Annotated in this window: 29 protein-coding genes; 20 read left to right on the plus strand and 9 right to left on the minus strand. The window is 40.5% G+C overall.

What is annotated here, in order from left to right:
- Nucleotides 1–107 precede the first annotated feature (107 nt).
- The 5 genes from LC091_RS14100 to LC091_RS14120 all read left to right on the plus strand — a co-directional run bounded on the left by LC091_RS14100 (nucleotide 108) and on the right by LC091_RS14120 (nucleotide 6,648).
- Nucleotides 108–1,403 carry a sugar ABC transporter substrate-binding protein gene (locus LC091_RS14100; protein ID WP_226682658.1) on the plus strand — a complete coding sequence of 432 codons (1,296 nt, stop codon included), beginning with the start codon at nucleotides 108–110 and terminating at the stop codon, nucleotides 1,401–1,403.
- 81 nt (nucleotides 1,404–1,484) lie between these two features.
- Complete coding sequence (locus LC091_RS14105) at nucleotides 1,485–2,777, plus strand: sugar ABC transporter permease (RefSeq protein WP_226682659.1); 1,293 nt, start codon at nucleotides 1,485–1,487, stop codon at nucleotides 2,775–2,777.
- On the plus strand, nucleotides 2,777–3,619 hold the full coding sequence (locus LC091_RS14110) for a sugar ABC transporter permease (protein ID WP_226682660.1): 843 nt from the start codon (nucleotides 2,777–2,779) through the stop codon (nucleotides 3,617–3,619). The genes LC091_RS14105 and LC091_RS14110 overlap by 1 nt, the downstream gene beginning before the upstream one ends.
- Nucleotides 3,620–3,706: 87 nt before the next feature.
- The gene (locus tag LC091_RS14115) at nucleotides 3,707–5,257 is read left to right on the plus strand and encodes an alpha-amylase family glycosyl hydrolase (RefSeq protein ID WP_226682757.1); all 1,551 of its coding nucleotides are present in this window, start codon (nucleotides 3,707–3,709) and stop codon (nucleotides 5,255–5,257) included.
- 365 nt (nucleotides 5,258–5,622) lie between these two features.
- The gene (locus tag LC091_RS14120; RefSeq protein ID WP_226682661.1) at nucleotides 5,623–6,648 is read left to right on the plus strand and encodes a LacI family DNA-binding transcriptional regulator; all 1,026 of its coding nucleotides are present in this window, start codon (nucleotides 5,623–5,625) and stop codon (nucleotides 6,646–6,648) included.
- 385 nt (nucleotides 6,649–7,033) lie between these two features.
- Here the strand turns inward: LC091_RS14120 and LC091_RS14125 are convergent, their stop codons facing one another.
- The gene (locus LC091_RS14125) at nucleotides 7,034–7,897 is read right to left on the minus strand and encodes an SDR family oxidoreductase (protein WP_226682662.1); all 864 of its coding nucleotides are present in this window, start codon (nucleotides 7,895–7,897) and stop codon (nucleotides 7,034–7,036) included.
- A gap of 82 nt (nucleotides 7,898–7,979) precedes the next feature.
- Here LC091_RS14125 and LC091_RS14130 point away from each other — a divergent pair, with 82 nt between their 5' ends.
- On the plus strand, nucleotides 7,980–8,480 hold the full coding sequence (locus LC091_RS14130; protein WP_226682663.1) for a GNAT family N-acetyltransferase: 501 nt from the start codon (nucleotides 7,980–7,982) through the stop codon (nucleotides 8,478–8,480).
- A gap of 52 nt (nucleotides 8,481–8,532) precedes the next feature.
- On the opposite strand, the gene LC091_RS14135 is transcribed toward LC091_RS14130, so the two are convergent.
- Nucleotides 8,533–9,024, minus strand: coding sequence for a YajQ family cyclic di-GMP-binding protein (locus LC091_RS14135; RefSeq protein WP_010192059.1), 492 nt, complete (start codon nucleotides 9,022–9,024; stop codon nucleotides 8,533–8,535).
- A 205-nt stretch (nucleotides 9,025–9,229) separates the two neighbouring features.
- On the opposite strand from LC091_RS14135, the gene LC091_RS14140 reads away from it, so the two are divergent.
- Nucleotides 9,230–10,084: a CvfB family protein gene (locus tag LC091_RS14140; protein ID WP_226682758.1), complete on the plus strand. Its 855-nt coding sequence runs from the start codon at nucleotides 9,230–9,232 to the stop codon at nucleotides 10,082–10,084.
- 163 nt (nucleotides 10,085–10,247) lie between these two features.
- On the opposite strand, the gene LC091_RS14145 is transcribed toward LC091_RS14140, so the two are convergent.
- Nucleotides 10,248–10,379, minus strand: a complete 132-nt coding sequence (locus LC091_RS14145; protein WP_226682664.1) for a DUF3941 domain-containing protein — start codon at nucleotides 10,377–10,379, stop codon at nucleotides 10,248–10,250.
- A 64-nt stretch (nucleotides 10,380–10,443) separates the two neighbouring features.
- Nucleotides 10,444–11,307 (minus strand): DegV family protein, encoded by an 864-nt coding sequence (locus LC091_RS14150; RefSeq protein WP_226682665.1) that lies wholly within the window; start codon nucleotides 11,305–11,307, stop codon nucleotides 10,444–10,446.
- A 214-nt stretch (nucleotides 11,308–11,521) separates the two neighbouring features.
- Between LC091_RS14150 and LC091_RS14155 the strand changes: the two genes are divergently transcribed.
- The gene (locus tag LC091_RS14155; protein ID WP_226682666.1) at nucleotides 11,522–12,367 is read left to right on the plus strand and encodes a YitT family protein; all 846 of its coding nucleotides are present in this window, start codon (nucleotides 11,522–11,524) and stop codon (nucleotides 12,365–12,367) included.
- Between the two features lie 113 nt (nucleotides 12,368–12,480).
- On the opposite strand, the gene LC091_RS14160 is transcribed toward LC091_RS14155, so the two are convergent.
- The 3 genes from LC091_RS14160 to LC091_RS14170 form a co-directional block, all read right to left on the minus strand.
- Nucleotides 12,481–12,720: a DUF3813 domain-containing protein gene (locus tag LC091_RS14160; RefSeq protein WP_404819689.1), complete on the minus strand. Its 240-nt coding sequence runs from the start codon at nucleotides 12,718–12,720 to the stop codon at nucleotides 12,481–12,483.
- Entirely contained in the window at nucleotides 12,720–12,872 is a 153-nt protein-coding gene (locus tag LC091_RS14165) for a hypothetical protein (RefSeq protein ID WP_010192046.1), read from the minus strand. The genes LC091_RS14160 and LC091_RS14165 overlap by 1 nt, the downstream gene beginning before the upstream one ends.
- A 91-nt stretch (nucleotides 12,873–12,963) precedes the next feature.
- A complete protein-coding gene (locus LC091_RS14170) occupies nucleotides 12,964–13,770 on the minus strand; it encodes a Cof-type HAD-IIB family hydrolase (protein ID WP_319003672.1) in 807 nt (268 codons plus the stop codon).
- Nucleotides 13,771–13,911: 141 nt separating this feature from the next.
- Between LC091_RS14170 and LC091_RS14175 the strand changes: the two genes are divergently transcribed.
- From LC091_RS14175 to clpB, 5 genes are all read left to right on the plus strand, one after another.
- Nucleotides 13,912–14,724: an alpha/beta fold hydrolase gene (locus tag LC091_RS14175; protein WP_226682668.1), complete on the plus strand. Its 813-nt coding sequence runs from the start codon at nucleotides 13,912–13,914 to the stop codon at nucleotides 14,722–14,724.
- Entirely contained in the window at nucleotides 14,702–15,013 is a 312-nt protein-coding gene (locus LC091_RS14180) for a metal-sulfur cluster assembly factor (protein ID WP_226682669.1), read from the plus strand. Before LC091_RS14175 ends, LC091_RS14180 begins: the two co-directional genes overlap by 23 nt.
- Before the next feature lie 39 nt (nucleotides 15,014–15,052).
- Nucleotides 15,053–15,391 carry a DsrE family protein gene (locus LC091_RS14185; RefSeq protein ID WP_226682670.1) on the plus strand — a complete coding sequence of 113 codons (339 nt, stop codon included), beginning with the start codon at nucleotides 15,053–15,055 and terminating at the stop codon, nucleotides 15,389–15,391.
- Nucleotides 15,392–15,525: 134 nt separating this feature from the next.
- Nucleotides 15,526–15,705, plus strand: a complete 180-nt coding sequence (locus LC091_RS14190; RefSeq protein ID WP_010192036.1) for a YjzC family protein — start codon at nucleotides 15,526–15,528, stop codon at nucleotides 15,703–15,705.
- Nucleotides 15,706–15,813: 108 nt separating this feature from the next.
- A complete protein-coding gene (gene clpB / locus LC091_RS14195) occupies nucleotides 15,814–18,408 on the plus strand; it encodes an ATP-dependent chaperone ClpB (protein ID WP_226682671.1) in 2,595 nt (864 codons plus the stop codon).
- A gap of 222 nt (nucleotides 18,409–18,630) precedes the next feature.
- Here the strand turns inward: clpB and LC091_RS14200 are convergent, their stop codons facing one another.
- Nucleotides 18,631–18,813, minus strand: coding sequence for a YjzD family protein (locus LC091_RS14200; RefSeq protein ID WP_010192034.1), 183 nt, complete (start codon nucleotides 18,811–18,813; stop codon nucleotides 18,631–18,633).
- Nucleotides 18,814–18,927: 114 nt separating this feature from the next.
- Here LC091_RS14200 and LC091_RS14205 point away from each other — a divergent pair, with 114 nt between their 5' ends.
- From LC091_RS14205 to LC091_RS14225, 5 genes are all read left to right on the plus strand, one after another.
- Nucleotides 18,928–19,065 (plus strand): hypothetical protein, encoded by a 138-nt coding sequence (locus LC091_RS14205; RefSeq protein WP_226682672.1) that lies wholly within the window; start codon nucleotides 18,928–18,930, stop codon nucleotides 19,063–19,065.
- A 135-nt stretch (nucleotides 19,066–19,200) separates the two neighbouring features.
- Nucleotides 19,201–19,941 (plus strand): hypothetical protein, encoded by a 741-nt coding sequence (locus LC091_RS14210; RefSeq protein WP_226682673.1) that lies wholly within the window; start codon nucleotides 19,201–19,203, stop codon nucleotides 19,939–19,941.
- A gap of 91 nt (nucleotides 19,942–20,032) precedes the next feature.
- Entirely contained in the window at nucleotides 20,033–20,803 is a 771-nt protein-coding gene (locus tag LC091_RS14215) for a hypothetical protein (RefSeq protein ID WP_226682674.1), read from the plus strand.
- A 141-nt stretch (nucleotides 20,804–20,944) separates the two neighbouring features.
- A complete protein-coding gene (locus LC091_RS14220) occupies nucleotides 20,945–21,898 on the plus strand; it encodes a BMP family ABC transporter substrate-binding protein (protein ID WP_226682675.1) in 954 nt (317 codons plus the stop codon).
- 15 nt (nucleotides 21,899–21,913) lie between these two features.
- Nucleotides 21,914–22,102: a ComZ family protein gene (locus LC091_RS14225; protein ID WP_047971098.1), complete on the plus strand. Its 189-nt coding sequence runs from the start codon at nucleotides 21,914–21,916 to the stop codon at nucleotides 22,100–22,102.
- A gap of 52 nt (nucleotides 22,103–22,154) precedes the next feature.
- Here the strand turns inward: LC091_RS14225 and LC091_RS14230 are convergent, their stop codons facing one another.
- Nucleotides 22,155–22,397, minus strand: a complete 243-nt coding sequence (locus tag LC091_RS14230) for a hypothetical protein (protein ID WP_226682676.1) — start codon at nucleotides 22,395–22,397, stop codon at nucleotides 22,155–22,157.
- 351 nt (nucleotides 22,398–22,748) lie between these two features.
- Between LC091_RS14230 and LC091_RS14235 the strand changes: the two genes are divergently transcribed.
- Together LC091_RS14235 and fabF are read left to right on the plus strand one after the other, a co-directional pair.
- A complete protein-coding gene (locus LC091_RS14235; protein WP_226682760.1) occupies nucleotides 22,749–23,681 on the plus strand; it encodes a beta-ketoacyl-ACP synthase III in 933 nt (310 codons plus the stop codon).
- A 49-nt stretch (nucleotides 23,682–23,730) separates the two neighbouring features.
- On the plus strand, nucleotides 23,731–24,969 hold the full coding sequence (gene fabF, locus LC091_RS14240) for a beta-ketoacyl-ACP synthase II (RefSeq protein WP_226682761.1): 1,239 nt from the start codon (nucleotides 23,731–23,733) through the stop codon (nucleotides 24,967–24,969).
- Nucleotides 24,970–25,129: the final 160 nt, after the last annotated feature.

The following is a 25,129-nucleotide window of genomic DNA, read 5'->3' on the forward strand; positions in this document are numbered from 1 at the left end:
TGCAATCGTTTTCATGAAAAATGTAAGCGTTATATGTTTTCGCTTACATTTATGCAATCGTTTGTGCAACTTAGTAGAAAGATTATTCAAATGACGGAGGGGTCAAAATGAAAAAGTTTTTAGCAATGCTTATGGTTGCTGTCCTAACACTAGGCGTACTTGCAGCTTGTGGTCCACAACGTGACACAGGTAACAACGCAGGTGGCAACGGTGGTTCAGCAGAAGGCGAAGGAACTACAACTGAAGGTGTAGATAAGCCTGAAAAGTTAACAGTTTGGGTAAACGATGACGAGAAACAAAGAGCAGCATTAGATGAAATCTTTACAGCTTATACTGAAGAAACTGGTATTGAAGTAGAAGCAACTGGTATTTCCATGTTGGATCAAGTGGAAGCGCTTGCTCTTGACGGTCCAGCTGGTAACGGTCCAGACGTTTTCTTTGGTCCACATGACCGTCTTGGTGATATCGTTCTTCGTGGTCTAGCTGACCCAATCGACTTAGGGGAAGATGCTTCTCTTTACAGTGAAACTGCTATGAATGCAGTAACAGTAGATGGTGAAGCGTATGGAGTTCCTCAAGTTCTAGAAACATACGGTATGTTCTACAATAAAGATCTTGTATCTGCAGAAGAAATTGCAACAATGGAAGGACTAATGAAAGTTGCTGAAGAGCAAACTGACGCTGGTCAAGACAAATACGGATTCTTAATGGAAGCAACTAACTTCTACTTTGTTTATCCGTTCTTCGCTGGTAATGGCGGTTATGTATTCAACAACGATGGATCTGGATTTGACGCTTCTGACATCGGTCTTGCTAACGAGGGTGCTGTTGAAGGTGGAGCATTAATTCAATCTTGGTTCGACAATGGTTACATTCCTAAAGAAATCAATGGCGACATCATGAGTGGTCTTTTCACAGAAGGTAAAGTAGCAACTGTTCTTACAGGTCCTTGGAACATCGCTACTTACAGAGATGCTTTAGGTGACAAATTAGGTACAGCTACATTACCTAAACTTGAAAATGGAGACGTTCCTAAGTCTTTCGTTGGTGTAAAAGCTTGGATGTTAAGCTCTTACTCTGAGAATCAAGAGTGGGCAATCGACTTAATGAAGTACATCACAAAATATGAAAATGCAATGAAATACTATGAAGCAGCTGGTGAAATGCCTGCACTTCAAGAAGCATTAGATAGCGAAGAGATTGCTAACGATGAAATCATCGGTGCATTCGCTGAGCAAACTCAATATGGTGAGCCAATGCCAAACATTCCACAAATGCAACAAGTTTGGGATCCAATGGGTAGCGCTCTTCAATTCATCGCTAACGGCGACGATGTTGGTGAAGTATTAGAAGAAGCAGTTCAAACAATCGAAGATAATATTGCAGCTAGTGGAGCTGAATAATTACTAACGATTAAACCTGGTGGGTAGACTAAGCTTCAACGCTAGTCTATCCACTATATTTCTTTAAGAGGAGGATCTGCTATGTCCGGCACAGCAACTGAAAAAATGCGCTCACACAATCCAACCTTAGCGATGGTCCTTTCCATTATTTTTGCAGGGTTAGGTCAACTCTATAACCGCAGATATGCGAAAGGGATTACTTTCATCATCATTGAAGCTGCATTTTTGATTACGTTTTTCGAGTTTCTTAACATTGGTTATTGGGGCCTATTCACACTTGGAGAAATTCCTCGAGTAGACCACTCCATCTTTTTATTAATACAAGGATTAATTTCTGTTATCATCACTGTTTTTGCAGTGGCCTTATACTACCTAAATGTAGTGGATGCGAGAAATAACGCAATCGACTTGAAGTTGGGAAAAGAAAAGCCGACTGTAAAAGAAGCACTTAAAAGCTTCTATGACAACGGATTCCCATATTTCATGGTTATTCCTGGTTTAATCTTGCTTTTATTCATTGTAGTACTACCTTTAATGTTCATGGTTTCCTTGGCATTTACCGATTACAATCTATACAACACGCCTCCAAGAGCATTATTAAGTTGGGTAGGGTTTGAGAACTTTACAAGTCTGGTATCGATTCCACTGTGGAAAACGACTTTTGTTAGTGTATTCGCCTGGACAATTGTTTGGACAGTCTGTGCAACAACTGGCCAGATTGCATTAGGACTATTTTTAGCATTGCTAGTAAATGACCCCCGCATTAAATATAAACGCTTTATCCGTACGATTTTGATTTTACCTTGGGCAGTACCTGCTTTCGTTACAATTTTAATTTTTGCTGCGATGTTCAATGATCGCTTCGGTGCCATTAACCGTGACATCTTAGGAACAATTGGTGTTGCGCTTCCTTGGTTGACCGATCCGTTCTATACAAAAATCGCCATTATCATGATTCAAACATGGTTAGGATTCCCGTTCGTATTCGCATTGTTCACAGGTGTACTTCAAAGTATCTCGAAAGACTGGTATGAAGCGGCAGATGTAGATGGCGGAACGCGATTCCAGAAATTCCGTTTCATCACAATGCCACATCTTTTGTTTGCAACTGCACCACTATTGATTATGCAATACGCAGGAAACTTCAATAACTTTAACATCATTTATCTATTTAACCAGGGTGGACCTGCTGTGCGTGGACAAAATGCCGGCGGATCGGACATCTTGATTTCATGGGTATATAAACTGACATTCGATACGAGTAACTACAACATGGCAGCAGCAATATCTATTATACTCGGACTAATTGTAGCCGGTTTTGCCTTCTTCCAATTCCGTCGTACTCGTTCGTTTAAAGAGGAGGGTAATATTTAATGAACCTTAAAACGAAATCCAAGATCGAAGTATCATTGATCTATCTATTCTTAGGCTTCATGTTCATCATTATTGCCTACCCGCTTTTATGGACAATCGGCTTATCCTTGAATCCTGGCACAAGTCTTTATTCTGCTTCCATGATTCCGGAAAACTGGTCACTTGAACATTATGTTTGGTTATTTACAGATCCACAGAGTGACTACTTGATTTGGTATAAAAACAGTATTCTTGTTGCAGTAGCCAATTCATTTTTCTCTGTATTAGTAACAGCTTTTGTCGCTTATGCTTTTTCAAGATACCGTTTTAGAGGAAGAACGTATGGATTATACGCATTCTTACTATTGCAAATGTTCCCGGCATTAATGGCGATGGTTGCAATCTATATTTTGCTTAACATGGTTGGCTTATTGGATTCACTTGTCGGTTTGACAATCGTTTATATCGGTGGACAGATTCCATTTAATGCATGGCTTGTAAAAGGGTATTTCGATACGATTCCAAAAGAGTTGGATGAAGCGGCTAGAATGGATGGAGCAGGACATTTTGGAGTATTCTTCAAAATCATGCTTCCACTTGCGAAGCCGATCTTAGCTGTAGTAGCACTATTTAACTTCATGGCGCCATTTACAGACTTTATCCTGCCACGAATTGTATTGCGTAGTCCGGAGAATTTCACGTTGGCACTAGGACTGTTCAACTTTATTAATGATCAGTTTGCTAACAACTTCACTCGTTTTGCGGCAGGTTCCATCCTGATTGCCATTCCAATTGCATTGTTATTCTTGTTCTTACAACGCTATTTGATTGCTGGACTAACTGCAGGTGGAACAAAAGGATAAGAATAGTATATAATCGTTTATGGAAAGTAAGGGTCATTGACCGAAAACTTCAATACTAAAACGATTTAAGGGAGGGAAGCGGAATTGATGAAAAGAGTGATGGGGCTCATTCTCGTTCCGTTTCTTCTTTTTTCTGCATGGTTCGTTCCATCCGTTCAACCTGTTAAAGCTGAAAAAGAAGAACACGCATGGCAAGATGAGATTATTTATTTTATCATGATTGACCGATTTAACAATGGTGACACTTCGAATGACTTTGAAGTAAACCGTGATGATCCAAAAGCTTATCACGGCGGAGATTTCCGCGGGATTACAGAAAAGCTGGATTATTTAAAGGATATGGGGTTCACTGCCCTTTGGCTCACTCCAATCGTCCAGAATGAAGAAAAAGGGTACCATGGTTATTGGACGGAAGACTTCTATAATACAGAAGAACATTTCGGTACCATCGAAGAATTCAAGGAATTAGTGAAAGAAGCACACAAAAGAGACATGAAAATCATTGTGGACCTTGTTGTCAATCACACTGGTTACCAGCATGCATGGCTAAATGAAGAAGACAAACAAGATTGGTTCCACCCAAATGAGCCTATTCGAAACTGGGATGACCAAGAGCAAGTGGAAAATGGCTGGATCTACGGTCTTCCAGATTTAAATCAAGACAATCCTGAAACCAGAAAGTACCTGATAGATATGGCCAAATGGTGGATTGAAGAGACAGACATTGACGGTTACAGATTAGATACCGTAAAACATGTTCCGAAAGATTTTTGGAAAGAGTTCACAAAAGAAGTGAAATCGGTAAAAGAAGACTTCTTCCTAATAGGGGAAGTTTGGCATGATGATCCGAAATATGTGGCAGGGTATCAAGAAACGGGGATTGATTCTTTTGTCGATTTCCCGACATACAATGAACTTACACGTGTGTTTTCTGGACCCGATGAATCGTTGACTCGTTTGGATTCACTGTTTAAAAGCAACCAAAATCTATACGATAACCCTTATGTCCTTGGAACCTTCTTAGACAATCATGATGTAGAGCGCTTCACTAGAGCTGTTATTAAAAAGAAACAGTATCCTCCAACACGGTTGAAGCTTGCATTGGCCTATATGTATACGACACCAGGTATACCGATTATGTATTATGGGACCGAAATGGCGCTTGATGGGGGAGAAGACCCAGATAATCGCAGAGATATGGACTTTAGAGTAGACGAGGATTTGATAAATTATATTACGAAGCTAGCAGAACTGCGTAAAACCATGCCAAGCCTAACACACGGTACGTATGAAATGGTGTATGACGATGATGCCATGGCCGTAATTAAACGCGAGTACGAAGGAGAAATGACCTTTATTGCGATTAATAATTCCAGTGAAACACAAGTAGCTCCTATTGATGTTGAACTTGTAGGTGAAAATCTTGAACTACGTGGTACATTGGGAGATGAATTGGTTCGTAATTCGGACGGCAAATACACGATCGGACTAGATAGAGAAACTGCAGAAATTTATACCGTAAAAGAAGATTCCGGTATTAATGTAGGATTTGTCGGTGCGATGGCATTAATTTACGGTGGTTTTATTGCTTTTATAGCAGCTGCTGTAATGAGAAGAAAGAAAAAGAATAAAGAATAGATGTGCCTTACTCCTCCTTTAAGGCTAGGCCACTGAAAAACTGATATTATTTAGTACTTGAATATTACGAGCTGTTGATTGGAGCAAAAGGCGAAGACTCCTCGAAAATGCTACGCATTTTCTTCGTGCGATGTTTCGCTGTCGAGGCCTTCCTGGTCCTGAGGAGGATAGCGCTAGGTGGAGACCCCGCAGGCTTGCCGAGGATGCTCCAGAAGCGCCCCTAGGAAAGCGAAGCCATTTGAGGAGATCAACAGCGGTGTCTAAACAATATCTAAATTCAATGTCTTTTTCAGTGGCCTTTTTTAGGAGAAGGTACTGTTATATTTGTATGCGTTTCCAATTAATGAAGGGGGAGGGATAGGTGCATGGCAGTTACAATAAAAGATGTCGCGAAAATTGCCAATGTGGCACCTTCCACAGTTTCTCGCGTTATCGCGAACAATCCACGCATAAGTGAAAAGACAAAAAAACGCGTGAGAGAAGCAATGGAAGAGCTTGGATACCATCCAAACTTTATTGCCAGGAGCTTGGCTAATCAATCCACACAAGTAATCGGACTTGTGATGCCGGCATCAGCAGATAAAACGTTTCAAAACCCGTTTTTCCCAGAAGTGCTAAGGGGAATTAGCACTGCCGCACATGAAAAACAATATGCCCTGCATATGTCCACCGGCGTAACTGGCAATGAGATTTTAGAAGGTGTTATGCAGATGGTTCAAGGGCGTCGTGTTGATGGCATCATCCTTCTATACTCGGCAGTAGAAGATAAAATCATCAAGTATCTGCAAAAAGAGTGCTTCCCATTTGTCGTCATCGGTAAACCATTTGAACAGGTAGAAGAGATTACCCATGTAGACAATGACAATTACCGTGCCGCCAAAGAAGCAACACAACACCTTATTAGTCTTGGACATAAAAGGGTAGCATTTGTCGGAGGAAGCATTCAATTGGTAGTTACCATTGACCGTTTGCTAGGATATGAAAAAGCAATCAGGGACGCAGAAATTCCATACAAGAATGAATACATCATTCATGAGGAATTTTTGAAAGAAGGGGGACAAGAAGCAATTTCCGAACTTCTTTCTCTTGATGAGCCACCGACAGCCTTGGTCGTATCTGACGACTTGATGTCGCTCGGTATCCTTAACACCTTGCATGACATGGGAATTTCCGTACCAGACCAGATGTCGATCGTAAGCTTTAATAATGTGTTGCTCGCAGAAGTGGCAAGGCCGCCATTGACCTCTGTTGACATCAATATATTCCAGCTTGGTTTCCAGGCCGCCAAGACATTGATACAAAAGGTAAAAGATCCTTCTGAGCCGACGAAGCGGATTATCATTCCACATGCGATGGTAAAGCGTCAGACGTGTAAGGATATGACGAAATGAAGCTTATGTTTTAAATAGTCTTATAGTGAATTTGTAATGAAAGCTGGCCTCTGATGAGATGATGGGGTTGGCTTTTTTATAATATTTACTGTGTTTTTGAGGATTTGTTATGATTTTAGTGGGATAAAAAAGGGTTCGGTCAAATTAATTAGTTGTTTGGACAATTAAAGACAAATGGTTACCTTCGGACAATTGTTTTCGGGGTTCGGTCAACATTTACATATGGTTTGGAAATTCTATTTTTTGGTTCGGTCAATTATCATGCGAAAACTTCGGACAACTTTCCAAAAACTTCGGACATTTACACAATATGACCCCCTTCCCGCAGAAAAAATAACTCAAAAAGCGCTCTTTTAGTATTCAAAGAGCGCCAAGTTTTTTCCTATTACCCGTTCACAATTTTCCCGCCATTCACATGCAGCATCTGTCCGGTCATGTATGATGCATCATCACTTGCCAAAAACACATAGCTCGGTGCAACCTCTTCTGGCTGTCCCGGCCGTTTCATGGGAGTATTTGCTCCAAAGCTTGCAACCTTATCACTTGAAAACGTGGACGGAATCAGTGGCGTCCAAATCGGTCCTGGTGCCACACCGTTAACTCGTATCCCTTTTCCAACCAATTGCAGTGCCAGAGAACGTGTAAATGCCACAATGGCCCCTTTGGTAGCCGAATAATCCACCAGCAGTTCATTACCAGCGTAAGCTGTCACAGATGCGGTATTAATAATGCAACTGCCGCTTGCTAAAAAAGGTAGTGCCGCCTTAGTTAAATAGAAAAAGGAAAAAATGTTCGTCCTGAATGTTTTCTCCAGCTGTGCAGCAGTAATGTCTTCAATGCTCCCCTGTGGATGCTGTTCTGCCGCATTGTTGACAAGTATGTCTATTTTACTAAAATTGGCCATCGTTTCATCGACAATTTGCTTGCAGAATGTTTCTTCCCCAATATCTCCTGAAATAAGATGGCACTTCCGACCTTCCGCTTCCACTTGCATTTGCGTTTCCTTCGCATCCTCATTTTCATTTAAATAAACGACGACAACGTCTGCACCCTCTTTTGCATAATAAATAGCGACAGCTCTGCCAATTCCACTGTCCCCACCAGTGATGATAGCTACCTTGCCTTTTAACTTTTCACTGCCTTTATAAGTCGAGTCCTCTGACTTAGGCTTTGGTGTCATCTCAGACTCTATGCCTGGTTGCTTGTTTTGATGCTGTGGGGGAAGCGTTTGTTTCTGCTGATTTGTCATAAATAGCACCTCCAATAATCTTTCCTATTATGAGAAAAGCGCCTATAATTTATCCAATGGGAGAAAAAAGGGGAGAGGTTAGATGATAATTAGAGAAGCAAGAATAGAAGATGCAGAAGCACTTTTAAAACATGCTGAAAAAGTATATGGGGAAGGCCGCAATCTTCTAACAGCACCGGAAGAATTCAACGTCACCTTAGAACAGGAAGTACAATGGCTAAAAGATAATAAGGTAAAAGGACATCTAACCCTTGTGGCAGAACACGATTCAATTATCGTAGGAATGCTCAATGCCACAAAAGGCTCTAGAAAAAGAGTAAAGCATATCTGCATGTTTGGCATCAGCATACAGGAAGAGTTCTGTAACCAAGGGTTAGGAAGCAAGATGATACAAAGATTGCTTGATTGGGCTAAAGAGGATAAAGATATAGAAAAAGTGTGCCTAGAAGTATTTGCCCACAATGAACGTGCTATCCATGTATATGAAAAGCTTGGATTTAAAGTGGAAGGAAGAAAAGAAAGGCATGTGAAATTTGAAGACGGAACTTATTCGGATGAACTGATTATGGGACAATTTATCTAAAATAAAATACCCCCGTCACGTTTTGATGGGGGTATATATGTATGGTTGCAGCTTATCGGTAGTTTACAAATTGCAGATCGATATCCAAATCAGCTTCACGGAGAGCAGCAATCACCTGTTGAAGATCATCACGGTTCTTTCCTGTTACACGTACTTGGTCATCCTGGATTTGAGTTTTCACTTTCAATCCAGAGTTTTTGATGATAGTGTTGATTTTTTTCGTATTGTCTTTATCAATGCCTTGAACAAGCTTTCCACGCTGACGAACTGCACCTTTAGAAGCGTCTTCAATTTTACCGTATTGAATATTTTTCGTTGGTACATTTCGCTTAATCATTTTACTAACCATTACATCTTTCAGTTGATCCAGTTTGAATTCACTGTCAGAAAGTAGAACAATCTCTTCTTTTTCTAACTTGATGTCACTCACAGAACCTTTAAAGTCAAATCGGTTTTGAATTTCTTTTAACGCAATATTAATGGCGTTTGTCACTTCAGATAAATCCACTTTTGAAACAATATCAAAAGAACTCTCTTTTGCCATGGAAATCCCTCCATCATAGGTTTAAAAATTTTACCAAATGGTAATTGTAAGAAAAATATCGCTTTCTGTTCCTAATTATAGTAGAATAAAGCGATTTGGACAACTTAATCAAAGTCATGTACACTTTACATAACAAACTCAAGCATTCATATGATTTGCGAATGTTGATGATAATAATGGGCAAAAAGGAAGGTATAAAGAAATGATGCAAACAGGTACGGTATTAGAATTAACGGTTGATCGTGAGACGCCGCTTGGATATATGTTAACAGATGGAGAAGAGACTATCCTTCTTCATAAAAATGAAGCAACAAGGGAACTAGGGGAAGATGAAACGGTAGAGGTTTTCTTATATTCTGACCAAAAGAGCCGTATTACAGCTACCATGACCATCCCAAAAGGTCTAAATGGGCATGAGTGGATGGAGGTAGTAGAAGTGCTTCCAGGACTTGGTGCTTTTATTAACATAGGAATTGCAAAAGATGCTCTTATTCCTGCAGATGATTTACCAGTATATGAAGAAATTTGGCCGCAAGTTGGTGCGCATCTGCTTTGCCGTGTAAAAACGGACCGCCGTGGAAAATTAATCGGAAAACTTGCTACTCAAGATGTCATGTTAGACAGATCCATTAACGCACCATCCAATATCCTTAATCAAAACATACAAGGCACGATCTACCGACTTTTAAAAGTGGGAAGCTACTTGATTTCTAATGAAGGCTATGTGGGCTTCATTCATAACTCAGAACGCAAGGAGGAGCCGAGATTGGGCCAGGTGGTGGAAGGAAGAGTAATTGATGTGAAAGATGACGGAACCATCAATGTATCTCTTTTGCCACGCAAACAAGAAGCTATGGACGACGATGCCAAGGTTATTATGGACTATCTTGAAATGAGGGGCGGAGCAATGCCTTATAGCGATAAAAGTGCCCCTGATGATATCAAGGAGCAGTTTAATATCAGCAAAGCCGCATTTAAGCGTGCAATGGGCAAACTCTTAAAACAAGGGTTAATCCGTCAGTCTGAGGGTTGGACGTATATGAAGAAAGAAGAAAAATAATAGTGTGTTCGACGGCTTACAGCTCATTAGGTAACTAGTGGGCTGTTTTTTATTTGCGGGCTCGGAAATTAATAAACGGTAACAGAGGGAGCGTTCAATAACAGCCCCCATCCCTCACACAAAAAAACCGCTCCAAAAAGGAGCGGTTCGACTATTATATATCCTACAAATGATCTGTCGTCTTAGAATACTGACGCTCACCTTTTTTTGCATTCTTCTCACGTTGCATGTTCTTTTCGTGACGTTTAGCGTTGTTGTCTTTCGCTTTTTTGTCGTTATCGCTTGTGTGTGGCATAGATAAACCTACCCCTTTCTGAAAAAGATAGGAATAGGTTGTCCTGCCTGCATGAAGTTATGTGTTACGCTTTTTTCCCGTTAAGGAAGAATAAGGCGATGGTTCCCGGGCCTGCATGCGCACCTACTGCAGAGCCGATTGAAGTGATTGTAAAGTCATTACAATCACAAGCCTCTTTGATCATTTCTTTTAACGCTTCTGCAGTCCCAAGGTCGTCACCATGGCTGATGCCGACTCGTTGTTTGGAAGAGTCAAAACCATTGCGCTCCCGCATTACTTCAACCATTCTGCGCAATACTTTCTTTCTGCCCCGGATTTTCTCAAGCGGCACCAATTTACCATCTTCCATATGAAGCAGAGGCTTGATATTCAGAAGCCCTCCGACAAATGCGGATGCTTTGCTTACGCGCCCGCCGCGAGCTAAGTAATCCAAGTTGTCCACTGTGAAAACATGCTCCATATGTTGAATATCATAATTCACGGAAGACAACAATTCTACTTTGGATGCTCCTGCACTCGCCATTTCAACAGCGCGCTTCACGACTAGTCCATATCCAAGTGAAGCGCATTTTGAATCAATGATGGTCAGATCAAGATCAGGGTATTCTTCCAATACCTCTTTTTGCATAAGTACTGCTGTTTGATATGTACCTGACAATTCAGAGGAGAACGCTACATAAATGGCAGTTTCTTTTTTCTCTGCCACTTTTGTAAACAGTTCCTTCATAAAAACAGGGGATGCTTGTGATGTTTTAACTACTTCACCACTACGCATGGCATCATACACTTGTGAAGAACTAATAGTGACCATGTCCTCATATTCTGTGTCACCAAACAGTACTTTTAAAGGAATAAGGTCCACCAAATCACTCGCAAAAAAATCTTTTGGTAAGTCGCTAGCACTATCTGCAATAATTCTTATTGTCATAAGGTCACCTTCTTTACTATACTTACAAGCATGGGTTAAGCTGTATGAAAAAATAAACGTTTCTTCCATTAGAGGAATATTGCTCCTTTTTTCAAGTTTACCTATTAATGAATCACTCTTCAAGAAAAGAAAATCAAGATTTTCGTTTCGCGAGGGTAAAAAGAGGAAAAATACATAAAATAAGGCAGCAGGCTGTTAGGAGGTTTTTGGCCATATGAATGTGCAACAACATGTTAAAAAGGTACTAATTGTATTAGTAGGAGCTTTTCTAAACGCGATTGCGATGAATTTCTTCCTAATACCGGCGGATGTTTATGCTAGTGGATTCACAGGTGTATCCCAGCTCATATTCCGTATTTCAGAAGATTTTCTACCGTTCACGGTTTCAACAGGTATAACGTTATTGCTACTTAATATACCGGTTACCATATTGGCGTGGAAGAAGGTAGGACGCTCTTTTACTATTTATAGTTTTTTAAGTGTTTTTTTGATGTCGTTTTTTTTAGAAGTTGTTCCGATTTACAGCTTTAATGACGACATTTTACTTAATGCTGTTTTTGGTGGTGTCATCGCTGCGGTTGGTGTCGGTTTGACACTTAAGTGGGGGGCATCCACTGGTGGTTTGGATATCATCGCCATGATTTTATCTAGGATGAAGGACAAGCCTGTCGGAACGTATTTCTTTGCACTTAATGCGGTAATCATCGTTACAGCGGGTCTCGTGTTTGGTTGGGAAAAAGCTTTATACACCCTTGTGACCCTTTATGCTTCTACTCGTGTTATTGATGCGATCCATACCAGACATGAGAAATTGACTGCAATGATTGTGACGAAGAAAGGCCAGGCGGTAAAAGAAGCGATTCATGCGAAGATGGTGCGTGGTATTACGTCAGTTCCGGCACGCGGAGCTTTTACTGGTGAAGATAAGGAAATGCTGATGATTGTTATTACTCGTTATGAGATGTATGATTTGGAGCAAATTTTAAAAGTAGCAGACCCGAATGCGTTTACTAATATCGTGCAGACGGCTGGTATCTTTGGGTTCTTCCGAAAAGATTAAGGTTTGTTAAATACCGCTGGAGTCTATACCCTTTGCTCCAATCACCAGCTCCACACTCTAAAAAAAAACAGCGCACAAGCTCTGAATATGGCTTGTGCGCTGTTTTTTTTGTGTTACTTGTCTTGTTGGCTGTTGAAAAGTTCTTCCTGCAATTCACGAAGCTGCGCTTTTTCAGCATCGTTTGAATTTGCATAAGCGGAGGATAATGCGTTTTTAGCAACACTCATCGAATTGGAGTCAATTTTAGATGAATAATCATGTTTATGGTTATGCTCAGGTGCAGAATCATGCTTCCCTTTTACTACATTCATCACGGCTTCACGAGCGGATTGAAATAATTGGTTTCCCATCATTATATCCCTCCAAGAGAATTGCGTTCGGCTTGGTGTGCTTTGCGCTCTTCTGCTTGTTCCATCGTAAGGTGATAAGGGATTTGCTGGTCATGAAGCTGTACAGAATTTTTACCCTGCTGAACAAAACGTTTTGATTTGCTGCTTCTACCCATTATGAAAGCCCCCCTTTTCATATCGGGCAATCACTTGCCCACTATGTAGTCTAAGTAAAAAAGGTGCTTTCTATTAGGGCAAATTTTGGTCTTAGAGCTGCAGTTTTTTCTCTAGAAATACAGCAATTCCGTCTTCTTCATTACTTAATGTAATTTCGTTGGCCTTTTCTTTCAATCCGTCAATGGCATTGCCCATTGCAACGCCAGTTCCTGCATATTCAATCATTTCATAATCATTGTCTTCATCGCCAAATGCAATGATGTTTTCTTTCGGAATATTGTAATGTGCGGCAACTCTTTGTAATCCCACTGCTTTGTTCATCCCTGTTCGCACGAGCTCAATAACGTGCCATGGTGCAGCCCATCGTCTGTGGTCGATCACTTCGGCATGTACTTCTGATAAATATTTTCTTATTTTAGGCACTTCGTCTTCACTTGCATGAATAAGGATACATGTTGGATCCTTTTTTAGTACCTTTCTCAGGTCACCTGTCTCTATTTTGGGATTACCAAATCCGAAGATATCTAACAATTTCTCATCATGAAAGTGAAAATATACATCGTCCATTACTTCTGCCAAAATATTATGTATGTTATATTTTTCGCTTACTTCCACAATTTCTTTTACTGTATCAATGGAAAGTGGCTCATGATAAACTCCCCATTCATCGTTGCCAGGGTAATGCACAAATGCGCCGTTAAAGTTGACGATAGGAGAAGTAAGATTCATTTCTTCATAATACATGATGCTTGCTCTATAAGGCCGACCAGTTGCAATGACGACTTCATGTCCCTGCTCCATCGCTCTTTGAAGGGCCATTTTATTTCGTTTGGAAATTTTTTTGTCATCTGTCAATAATGTTCCGTCCAGGTCAACTGCAATTAGATGTTTTTCCACCATATCAAACTCCTTTTTTGTACATTAAAAATATTTCTAATTCAAGTGTAACCTTTTTCAAATTTGATTGTCTACATGTTAAACTAGACAAGAGTATATTAAATAGGAAAAATGCGGTAAAAACGGACTGGGGGATGTAAGATGATTAATGTCGTCAAGCAGAAGACAGGTGCTGTTTCCTTTCTACATGTATGTGAAGCAGAATCCTTTTCAAATCTGAAGCCTACTGTTATCTTTGTACATGGGTTTCAAAGCGTTAAGGAAAATAACCTGCATTATGCCTACCTTTTAGCTGAAAAAGGTTTCCGGGTAATACTTCCTGATTGCATCCATCATGGAGACAGGGATAGCGGATTGAAGGGTCAACAAATGATGCAGGCGTTCTGGGAAATAGTAATACAAACGATTCATGAGATAGATATATTAAAGAAACACCTCACGGAATCTGGGTTAGCTGATGAAACGGAAATTGGAGTTGCAGGAACATCCATGGGTGGCATCGTAACTTTTGGGGCATTAAGAAAATACCCTTGGATAAAAGCAGCAGTCAGTTTAATGGGTTGTCCGAGCTACCAAGAGTTTGCACGCTACAAAGTGGACAAGTTTCTTGAGGCAGGCTTTGCATTGCCATTTACGGAAGAGCAATTAGAGTCATACTACGCGAAATTAGAACCATATGACCTAGCTAGCGACCCATCATCCCTTAACGCGCGGCCATTGTTATGCTGGCATGGGAAACGGGACACAGAGGTACCAATTGATCCAATGTTGACGTTTGTAAAAGCCAATAAAGGTTATTATAAAAATAAGCCAAACAATATAAAAGTCATCGTGGATGAATATGCCGATCACAAAGTTAGCAGAGAAGGTGTGTTGGCAACAGTGGATTGGTTTGCCGAGCACCTAACACAAAGATTAAAGGAGCGATATCATGCAGGAAGCATTAAAAGATAAAGTAATGGAAATTTTGGAGGAAGTAGAAGACCCAGAACTAGGTGTGGACATTGTTAACCTAGGACTGGTGTATGATGTGGAAATTGATGCATCGAATAATGTTGATATTACCATGACGTTGACATCGATCGGTTGCCCGCTTGCAGGGGAGATCGTGGAAGATGTCAAAAAGAAGCTAGCACCTGTGGAAGAAATCAAAGAAGTGGATGTAAACATTACATTCAATCCGCCTTGGAGCAAAGATCGTATGTCTCGTCTGGCGAAGATAGCATTGAATGTAACCGACTAAAGAATAATGATATATTAGAGTGAAAGGGGAGAAATGGTCATGAAAAACAAAGTGATACTTGTCAGTTCGAACCAATTAGGAAAAGGCGATGAAGCTTTAGGGGAAGGTGTTCTTGAGACTTTTTTTACGATTCTAAAGCAGCGTGAAGATAAGCCAGAGGCAGTCTTCTTAATGAATACAGGGGTGTATACGTTGACGGAGGATTCTCTGGTTTCTGTTCACTTAAAAGAAATACATGAATCTGGCGTTCCTGTCTATGCTTGTAAAACTTGTGTCGATCATTATGAGGTGGAACAGAAGCTCATTAGCGGTGAGATCAGCGGGATGTCTCATTTTATCGACCTTGCTTCCAAGCACGAAGTTTTGACGATTGCTTAATAATGGATGACATGACCTTCCATAGTTTCAGACATGAAACAAGACAACTTGGGTACGATAAAAGGGAGATAGTTTCATCTCATTTTACGGTACAGTCTTAGAATTTTCATGATCTGACTATAGGAGGTAATCGTATGGGACAGAATCAACAATTCAGACCGGGTCAAAAAGCGCCCAATAACGGTATTTATCTTGAAATTGGGGAAACAGGAAGCGGAGTAAAAAATCCTCAAAAGGTAAACTTAAAAGCTGGGGACACTTTTCCCGAAACATCCAATCATAATCGCCTATGGGCGAAAAAGCGCCGTCCGTAACTATTAAGTCATCCTCTTGTTGAGGGTGGCTTTTTTGGATATTCAATGAGGAAACTTTTAAGTGAACTGGTACGTAGAAAAATATTATAAAAAGGAGTGATCTCAAATATGAACATCAACCAAATGACCACTAAGCTCCAGGAGGCAGTTGTGATGGCCAAAAGTCTTGCGGAAAAGATGAATCATCAGCAAATTGAACATGAGCACCTTCTTCTTGCATTGATTCAACAGTATGAAGGGCTCACAGAAAGAGTTCTCCAAAAACTGAAAATAGATACTCAGTCGCTCCAACTCAACCTTAATACCATACTTAAATCAAAACCTGAAGTGAGCGGTGCAACCAGCGACGCCTATATAAGTAATCAACTGAACCAAACGTTCAAAAAAGCTGAACAATGGAAAGCTGAGTGGGAAGATGATTATCTATCCATTGAACATATCCTTCTTGCTCTATTCCACCAGAAAAGCGCAACTCAACAATTGAAAAAGTTAAGCAATACCTACAATCTCGATGTAGCACGCTTAAAACAAGCCATCCAAGAAATAAGGGGGAACCAGCGAGTGACTTCGAAAGAACCAGAAACTACATATGAAGCATTAAGAAAATACGGAAGAGATTTAATTGAAGAGGTGAAGAGCGGCAAGATAGACCCTGTAATAGGCCGTGATCAAGAAATTCGCAGGGTCATCAGAATTCTTTCAAGAAAAACCAAAAACAACCCTGTTCTTATCGGTGAACCTGGAGTGGGAAAAACAGCGATCGTGGAAGGTCTTGCACAACGTATTGTACGAAAAGACGTTCCAGATAGCTTGAAGGATAAAACAATATTTTCTCTCGACTTAAGCTCACTAGTAGCTGGTGCAAAATATAGAGGAGAGTTTGAAGAACGCCTCAAAGCGGTCCTCCATGAAATCAAAAAAAGCGACGGACAAATTCTGCTTTTCATTGATGAACTGCACACCATAGTTGGTGCCGGTAAAACGGAAGGTTCGATGGATGCCGGTAATATGCTAAAACCGATGCTGGCACGCGGTGAATTGCACTGTATAGGTGCCACCACATTAAATGAACATAGACAATACATTGAGAAAGACCCGGCGTTAGAGCGACGTTTTCAACAAGTTCTAGTCCAAGAACCTACAGTGGAGGACACCATCTCAATCTTACGTGGACTGAAAGAGCGTTTTGAAATACACCATGGTGTTAATATCCATGACAGGGCGATTGTTTCTGCAGCGGTCTTATCAAATCGTTATATTTCTGAACGATTTTTACCAGACAAGGCCATTGACTTAGTGGATGAAGCATGTGCCATGATTCGAACCGAAATAGACTCGATGCCATCTGAACTTGATGAAGTGACGAGAAGGGTAATGCAACTTGAAATTGAAGAAGCGGCCCTAAAGAAAGAAAAGGACCAGGCGAGCATGGAAAGGCTGACGCAACTTCAGCATGAATTAGCTAACTTAAAGGAAAACGCCTCTGCAATGAAAGCCCAATGGCAGCTTGAAAAGGATGATATCCAGCTAGTCAGATTAAAACGTGAAGAATTGGAGAAATCCAAACGTGACTTGGAGACGGCTGAAAATAATTATGATTTGAATAAGGCTGCGGAACTAAGGCATGGGAGAATACCAAGCCTGGAAAAAGAACTATTGCAACTAGAGGAAAAAGCCAAACAAAAAAAGGAACCAAATCAACTTCTAAGAGAAGAAGTAACAGAAGAGGAGATAGCCGGAATAGTGGCTAAGTGGACGGGCATTCCTGTTACAAAACTTGTGGAAGGGGAGAGAGAAAAGCTATTAAAACTGGAAGAGATCCTTCATGAACGAGTAGTAGGTCAAGAAGAAGCGGTTCAGCTTGTATCCGAGGCTGTTATTCGAGCTAGAGCAGGAATTAAGGATCCAAACCGGCCCATTGGTTCTTTTATATTCCTTGGTCCTACTGGAGTAGGGAAGACGGAGCTTGCCAGAGCCCTTGCACAATCGCTTTTTGATAGTGAAGAGCAGATTATACGCATTGACATGTCAGAGTATATGGAAAAACATGCAGTTTCAAGATTAATCGGCGCACCTCCTGGCTATGTTGGCTATGAAGAAGGTGGACAATTGACAGAAGCAGTAAGAAGGAAACCATATTCAGTCGTCCTTTTAGATGAAGTAGAAAAAGCTCACCCTGAAGTTTTCAATATACTATTGCAAATGTTGGATGACGGAAGAATTACAGATTCACAAGGAAAAACAGTAGATTTCAAAAATACAGTCATCATCATGACCTCTAATATCGGCTCTCATATCTTGTTGGAACATGCAGGGGAAGAGCTGACCGAGGAGACGAAGGAAAAGGTTATTCAGCAATTGAGACGTCACTTCAGACCTGAATTATTGAACCGAATAGACGATACAGTTATCTTTTCTCCATTGTCAAAAAACGAAATCGGTTTAATTGTGGAGAAGTTGATTAAGGATTTACAAAAACGACTAGAGGATAAGCATTTGTCATTAACCTTATCTGAAGAAGCAAAACGCTTTATTGCCGACAGTGCCTATGACCCAGTTTTCGGAGCTAGACCATTAAAACGATTTATCCAAAAACATATCGAAACCCTTATTGCAAAAGAAATAATAAAAGGGACTATCCAAGATTTTCAAGAAATAATTATTGAAGTAGAAGAAGGAAAACTCATCATCAGTGACAAATAATATAATGAGATAAGTGTAGTAATAGGCGGTTCTCTAGCAGTTTATTGGAGCAATAGGCAAAAACTCCAGCAGCGGAGTAGCGACAATGTTGAGACCCCGCAGGGAACCGAGGAGGCTCAAGGTCGCCCCGCGGAAAGGAAGCAGTTTGCGGAAATTAACTGCGGTCTTTAAGTAGCCAAAAAAAAGAACTTGTCTCAGGGAGCAAGTTCTTTTTTTGAAAAATCAGTGCTTTTCTACCGGTTCGTTTGGTAACGCTTCCCCGATCAGCATAACTAATACAGCGAAAACGACCGCAATGATTGAAGCTAATACGTAGTTATATGTATCACCCTGCATGTTAGCTACAACATAAGAAACCATGTTTATAAGAAGAAGTGACCAGAAAATAGTCCAAAATGCGCGCATTGTGACTCCCCCTCCATTTCATTATTTCAAAGCTCATTCAGAGGATATTTTACCACAAACGCGACATATAATAAATGTAAATATGTTTAACTTAGTCGAAAAAGGGGTTGTTAAATGGTGAACAGTCATGAAAAACTTCTTGAATTGAAATTGTTGTTAGATCAAGATGGGAGTAATTTAACGGAGTTGGGTCAACGTACTTTGGAGAATTTAAGAGAAGAGCTTCAATATGATGAAGTGGGAAGGGATTAGGTTATGGCACCTTCCTTTTTCTTTTTTTTGATTGATTTTTATCTTTGAAAAGTGGCCTTTTGACTCTGTCAGAACAGAACTTTTCTACATAGCATACGATATATGAGTTTGTGAAATGGGGGGGAGATGAGTCAGATGAGCTTAAATCAGCGCTTTTTTCAAATGGGCGGTCAATGGAATGCTGTACATGTGCCAGAAAAACCAAATGGGTTCGGCTGTCTTATCATTGGAGATACCAACCACTTCGTGGATGAACATAATAGCCTGTGGCTGCAACATATCGGGCGAAATAAAATAGTCGAAGAAATACTGAAATGTGGATATACCCTGTTTTACTCTAATCTTCATGGAGCTCACTGGGGTAGCGGTCAATCTGTACTTTTGGCTAAACAGCTTTACCATATCATTATGAAACAGGAAATCTTAAATAATAAAATCCATATCATTGCAGAAGGGATGGGTGCGTTGACAGCCTTGCAACTAATGGAGGAATTAAAAGAACAGATCCGTTCTGTTGCACTCATAAATCCATGCATGGACGTAAAAGCACAACTCGCTCAGGAAAAGGATAGAAAGTTCTTTTATAAAAAGGTGCAGAATGAGATTGCAAAGGCCTATAATGTACCGGTTAATGAACTCGAATCATATCAGGATCTTCCTGATCTATTCCAGTTTCAACAATGTTCTCTGCCGGTGAAAATTTGGCAAACCACCACCAATTTTTCGTTTGATCCTAATCTTCACTGTAAAAGATATGAGGAGTTGCGAGCTAAGAACCACTCCCCAATCACAGTTGCTTATCATCTTGTAGAAAAACGATATTCATACGGTCCATCCATATGCCAGTTTTTCAAAAAATATGAACAAGAATTATAAAAAGTCCCATTCCGCATGCATGGAATAGGGACTATAATTTTGTTTTCATGCATAAGGATACAATATCAATAAAGATGGGTGGAATATTAAAATGATGAAAAGTGCAGTGGTCATTGGGGCTACCACACAAGTTGGTTTCGCCCTATGTCAATATCTGATTACTAAAGAAGTAGAAGTGACAGGGCTGGTATGGTCGGAGAAAATGGATGAGAAATCCGAACAGATGTTAATGGAGATTGGTCGAAACGCATTCTTTAATTTTCAAAGAGACCGTTCTTTTAACCAAAGCCTGGATGCTGTATTTTATTGTCTGGACGGAGTAAATCATTTAGACGTGAACGAGCAGGGAATGTATCTGGAGTTAGCGGAAAAAGGAGAGAAGCTTGTCTTCATCTCTTCTTATCGTAAGATGCCATTGAATCAAGAATACAAACAACATCTATTGAAAAAAGTAAAGGATAAACGAGAGGAATCCTGTTATTCCATTTACTTGCCGATGGTGTATGGTCCATGGCAGCAAGAAGAGGAAGCGGTTTATAAAAGACTGATAGAAGAATTGGAACAAAAAGAGCCAGCCCCCTTAGCGATTAAAGAACAAGATGTACTATTCGTAGAGGATGTTGCAGAAGCTATCTATCATTACATTACCCGAGATGAAAAAAAGAAAGAGGTACTTTTTGAAAATGAAAACCCTCAAGCATCGGAAGAATTGAAAAGAGAACTAAACCTTACCTTGTTAGCTTCTATTGAACCAAAGGAAGTAGAAAAGCTAACAAGGTACAAAGTGCCACAACGTCATACAATAAAAGAAGGTATACAAGCACAAAGGGATCAAATGTATCAGAAGTTAAAAATAGATTAGTGGAGACCTGCCCCTCTCTTTCAAGCATACTAACAGAATATTTACTTTTCCTTTACCGCTAAAGCATGTACAATATAAAAGGAAGATCTTGAAACAGAAGTAGAGGGGCAATCCTTTTAGGCACTAGGGGGTGGTACTTACATGAAAAAATCATTTATGGTAGTCATACTATTTATACTTTTATTAACTGCATGTGGACAAACTACTCCTGAAAGTGGAGATCAAAAGGTAGGCTTGTTGGTCCCAGATACGATTAGTGATCAGGTATGGGGAACGAAAGGCTATAAAGGGCTGTTGCGGATTCAATCGGAATATGACCTAGATGTATATTATAAAGAGGGCATACATACTGAGTTATCAATTAAAGAAGCGGTAAAAGAGCTTCATAAAGATGGGGTTACCTTGGTATTTGGGCATGGAAGTGAATATTCACAAACATTCAATGAGATTTCTTCTGAATATCCCGAAATTCATTTTGTGTGTTTTAATTCCCATGTTCAAGGTGACAATGTCACAAGCTTAAATTTTGAAGCAAATGCTATGGGCTTTTTTGGAGGAATGGTAGCTGGTCATATGACGGAGACTAATACAATTGGTATAATCGCCGCATTTGAATGGCAGCCTGAAGTGGACGGATTTTTTGAAGGCGTTTTACATGAAAATCCTGAGGCTAAGGTTCTAATACGGTACACTCAAGATTGGAATGATCCTGATAAAGCATTGGAAGTTCTTGACAATATGATCGAGCAACAGGTGGATGTTGTGTATCCTGCTGGTGACGGATTCAATGTGCCTGTCATTAATAGTCTAAAAGAACAGGGGCTATATGCTGTTGGGTTTGTCTCTGATCAATCAGACTTAGGGGAGAATACTGTACTCACCAGTACCATACAGCATGTCCCTGCCTTGTATGAATTGGTGGCAAGTCGCTTTTTTGCAGGGGAATTAGAATCTGGTAACCTTTCCTTTGATTTTAAAGATGATGTCATTTCTCTTGGGACATTCAGTCCTCTAGTAAGCAAGGAATACCAGGCTGATATTAATCAACAGATCGAGGATTATAAGTCTACTGGGTTATTACCAAACGAAAAATAGAAAGTAGGTACGAATATGGAACAAGATAGAACGATGCAATATATGGCTATAGCCATGAAATATTTACCTGAAGCAAAACAAATGCTTGATGAAACAGGCTTGGAATTGGAGCCTCAACATATCCAACCACTTGTCTCGTTACTGACAAAAGTGATGGATGAAGCATATGAGCTTGGAAAGCAAAACGCGTTAGATATGGAATAAAAATAGGGACTATCCAGGGAGATTTGCTGGATAGTCCTTTTATGTTCTAAACTTATTTCTTGAAGTAATCTAAAATTGGAGAAAACTCCTTTATCATCGGCTTCAGTTTATTAACTGACTCCATAATGGAGTCTACCTGCTCTATAAGTGCGTAATATTCATCTCCAACCTTTTTATCAGAAGCGTTTTCCGTTTTATCTTCCGATGTTTGTCTTCTAGGCTGAACTCCAAACATCATTCTAGTAAATGGATCGACTTCGGTCTCGTTGTTCACTCTTTTTTGTTCTTCACTCATGATTGTCACCTCACCTAATCAGCATTTATCCCCCTCTGAAACTATAGTATGCCGTCTAAATTAAATGGGATAGGCATTGGTCCAAAAGCTTCCCCTCCAAGCAAAATAGGCATTTATGTATTGTCAATCAACAAAGAATGCGTTAAAATTAGTACCAAGTCATAATAATTGATATTAAAAACTACCTGTTGATTGGAGCTAAAGACGAAGACTCTTGCGGGGGAGTAGCGACATTGTTGAGAACCGCAAGCGTTGTGAGGAGGCTCAAGTTCGCCCCGCGGAAAGTGAAGTCTATTGCGGAATGAAACAGCGGAAGTTAAAAGTCCAATAAGAGAGTTAGGTGTTATATCGGTGAATGCAGGAATACTAGGAATCGGAAGATATGTACCTGAAAAAATACTAACCAATACAGAATTAGAGCAAATGGTAGACACAACAGATGAATGGATAAAAACAAGAACAGGCATAGAAGAACGAAGAATAGCAACAGATGATGTAGATACATCACATATGGCATATTTTGCAGCAGAAAAAGCACTGAAGGATGCAGGAATCACAGCAGAAGAACTTGACATGATTATCGTTGCGACTGTAACACCAGATAATCCTTTTCCAAGTGTTGCATGCATGATTCAGGAGCGCCTTGGTGCCAAAAAAGCATGCGCTTTTGATATGAGTGCAGCATGTGCGGGATTCATGTATGGAATCATCACAGCGAAACAATTTGTGGAAGCAGGAACATATAAGCATGTATTAGTAGTAGGTGTAGAGAAACTGTCCAAGATTGTGGACTGGGAAGACCGCAACACAGCAGTCCTTTTTGGTGACGGGGCAGGTGCTACAATAATTGGTCCGGTTTCAGAAGGTAGAGGAATTCTATCTTTTGAACTTGGAGCAGACGGTACTGGAGCGAAACATTTATATCAGGATGAAACCATTGTGATGAATGGCCGTGAAGTATTTAAATTTGCGGTGCGCCAAATGGGTGAATCAGCTGTAAATGTTTTAGAAAAAGCAGGTCTATCAAAAGAAGATGTGGATTTCCTTATCCCGCATCAGGCAAACATTCGAATTATGGAAGCTGCGAGGGAGAGGCTTGGTCTTCCGGTGGAAAAGATGTCGATGACTGTGCAGAAATACGGAAACACTTCCGCTGCCTCCATCCCAATCTCCATTGTGGAGGAAGTAGAAAACGGAAATATACATGACGATGATTTATTGGTTATGGTAGGATTTGGTGGAGGATTAACATGGGGAGCAATCGCCATTAGATGGGGAAGATAATTAATATAAATTTGGATACAGCAGTGGAAGGAGCAGGACAATCATGCAAATGCCTAAAAAAAGAGTAGTAGTAACTGGCCTTGGAGCGGTGACTCCAATTGGATTAAATGTAAGTGAAGCGTGGGAAAATGCCATCAAGGGAGTTTCAGGAGTAGGTCCATTGACAAGGGTGGATAGTGAAAAGTTTCCGGCAAAAGTCGCTGCTGAGATTACTAATTTCAACGCGGAAGACTTTATGGATAAAAAAGAAGCGAGAAGAATGGATCGCTTCACTCAATACGCTATCGCAGCTTCTTTCATGGCTGTAAAGGATGCCAATTTGGACATTACAGATGAAATAGCTCCTAGAGTTGGTGTTTGGGTAGGTTCCGGTATTGGTGGAATGGAAACCTTTGAACAACAATATAAAACGTTCTTGGAAAAGGGAGCACGTCGTGTAAGCCCATTTTTCGTCCCGATGATGATTCCAGATATGGCTACAGGTCAAATTAGTATTGCACTTGGAGCCAAAGGAGTGAACTCTTGTACGGTTACAGCCTGTGCTACAGGTACAAATTCCATTGGAGATGCATTTAAAGTCATCCAACGCGGTGATGCGGATGTTATGATTTCAGGAGGAACAGAGGCTCCATTGACAGAAATGTCCTTTGCAGGATTCAGTTCAGCAAAAGCTTTATCCATGAATCCAGACCCGAAAACGGCGAGCCGACCATTTGATGCAAACCGTGACGGCTTTGTCATGGGTGAAGGAGCAGGGATTATCGTATTGGAAGAGCTAGAACATGCTTTGGCACGCGGTGCTCGCATTTATGCTGAGATTGTTGGATACGGCGCGACTGGTGATGCCCATCATATCACTGCACCAGCACCAGGCGGAGAAGGCGGTGTCCGTGCGATGAGAATGGCTATTGAAGATGCCGGACTTCAACCAAACGATATTGATTATATTAATGCACATGGAACCAGCACGGAATATAATGACAAGTTTGAAACCCTAGCAATTAAAGAAGTACTTGGGGCACATGCAAGCGATGTAGCAATAAGCTCTACAAAGTCCATGACAGGACACTTGCTTGGAGCAGCAGGTGGAGTAGAAGCGATTTTCACAATCAAGGCAATAGAAAACGCCGTAATACCGCCAACAATCAATCTGGATACACCAGATCCAGAATGTGACCTTGATTATGTACCGAACGAAGCAAGGCACAAAGAAGTCAAAGCTGCAATGAGCAACTCACTCGGCTTTGGCGGACACAATGCAACGATAGTGTTTAAAAAATACGAATAAACGAAAAGCAGTAGGAAGTGATATAAACTTTCTGCTGCTTTTTTTGTGGTTTTAGGTATATCTGGATTATGAAGACGATTTCGAGCGGGAAAACTGGCTGAAAGTGTCTTCATTAGTCGCATGAAGACATTTTGGTGTGAAAAATCAGGTTCAAAGTGTC

This window comes from Sutcliffiella horikoshii, from assembly GCF_020524325.1.
GTDB classification, from domain to species: Bacteria; Bacillota; Bacilli; order Bacillales; family Bacillaceae_I; genus Sutcliffiella_A; species Sutcliffiella_A horikoshii_D.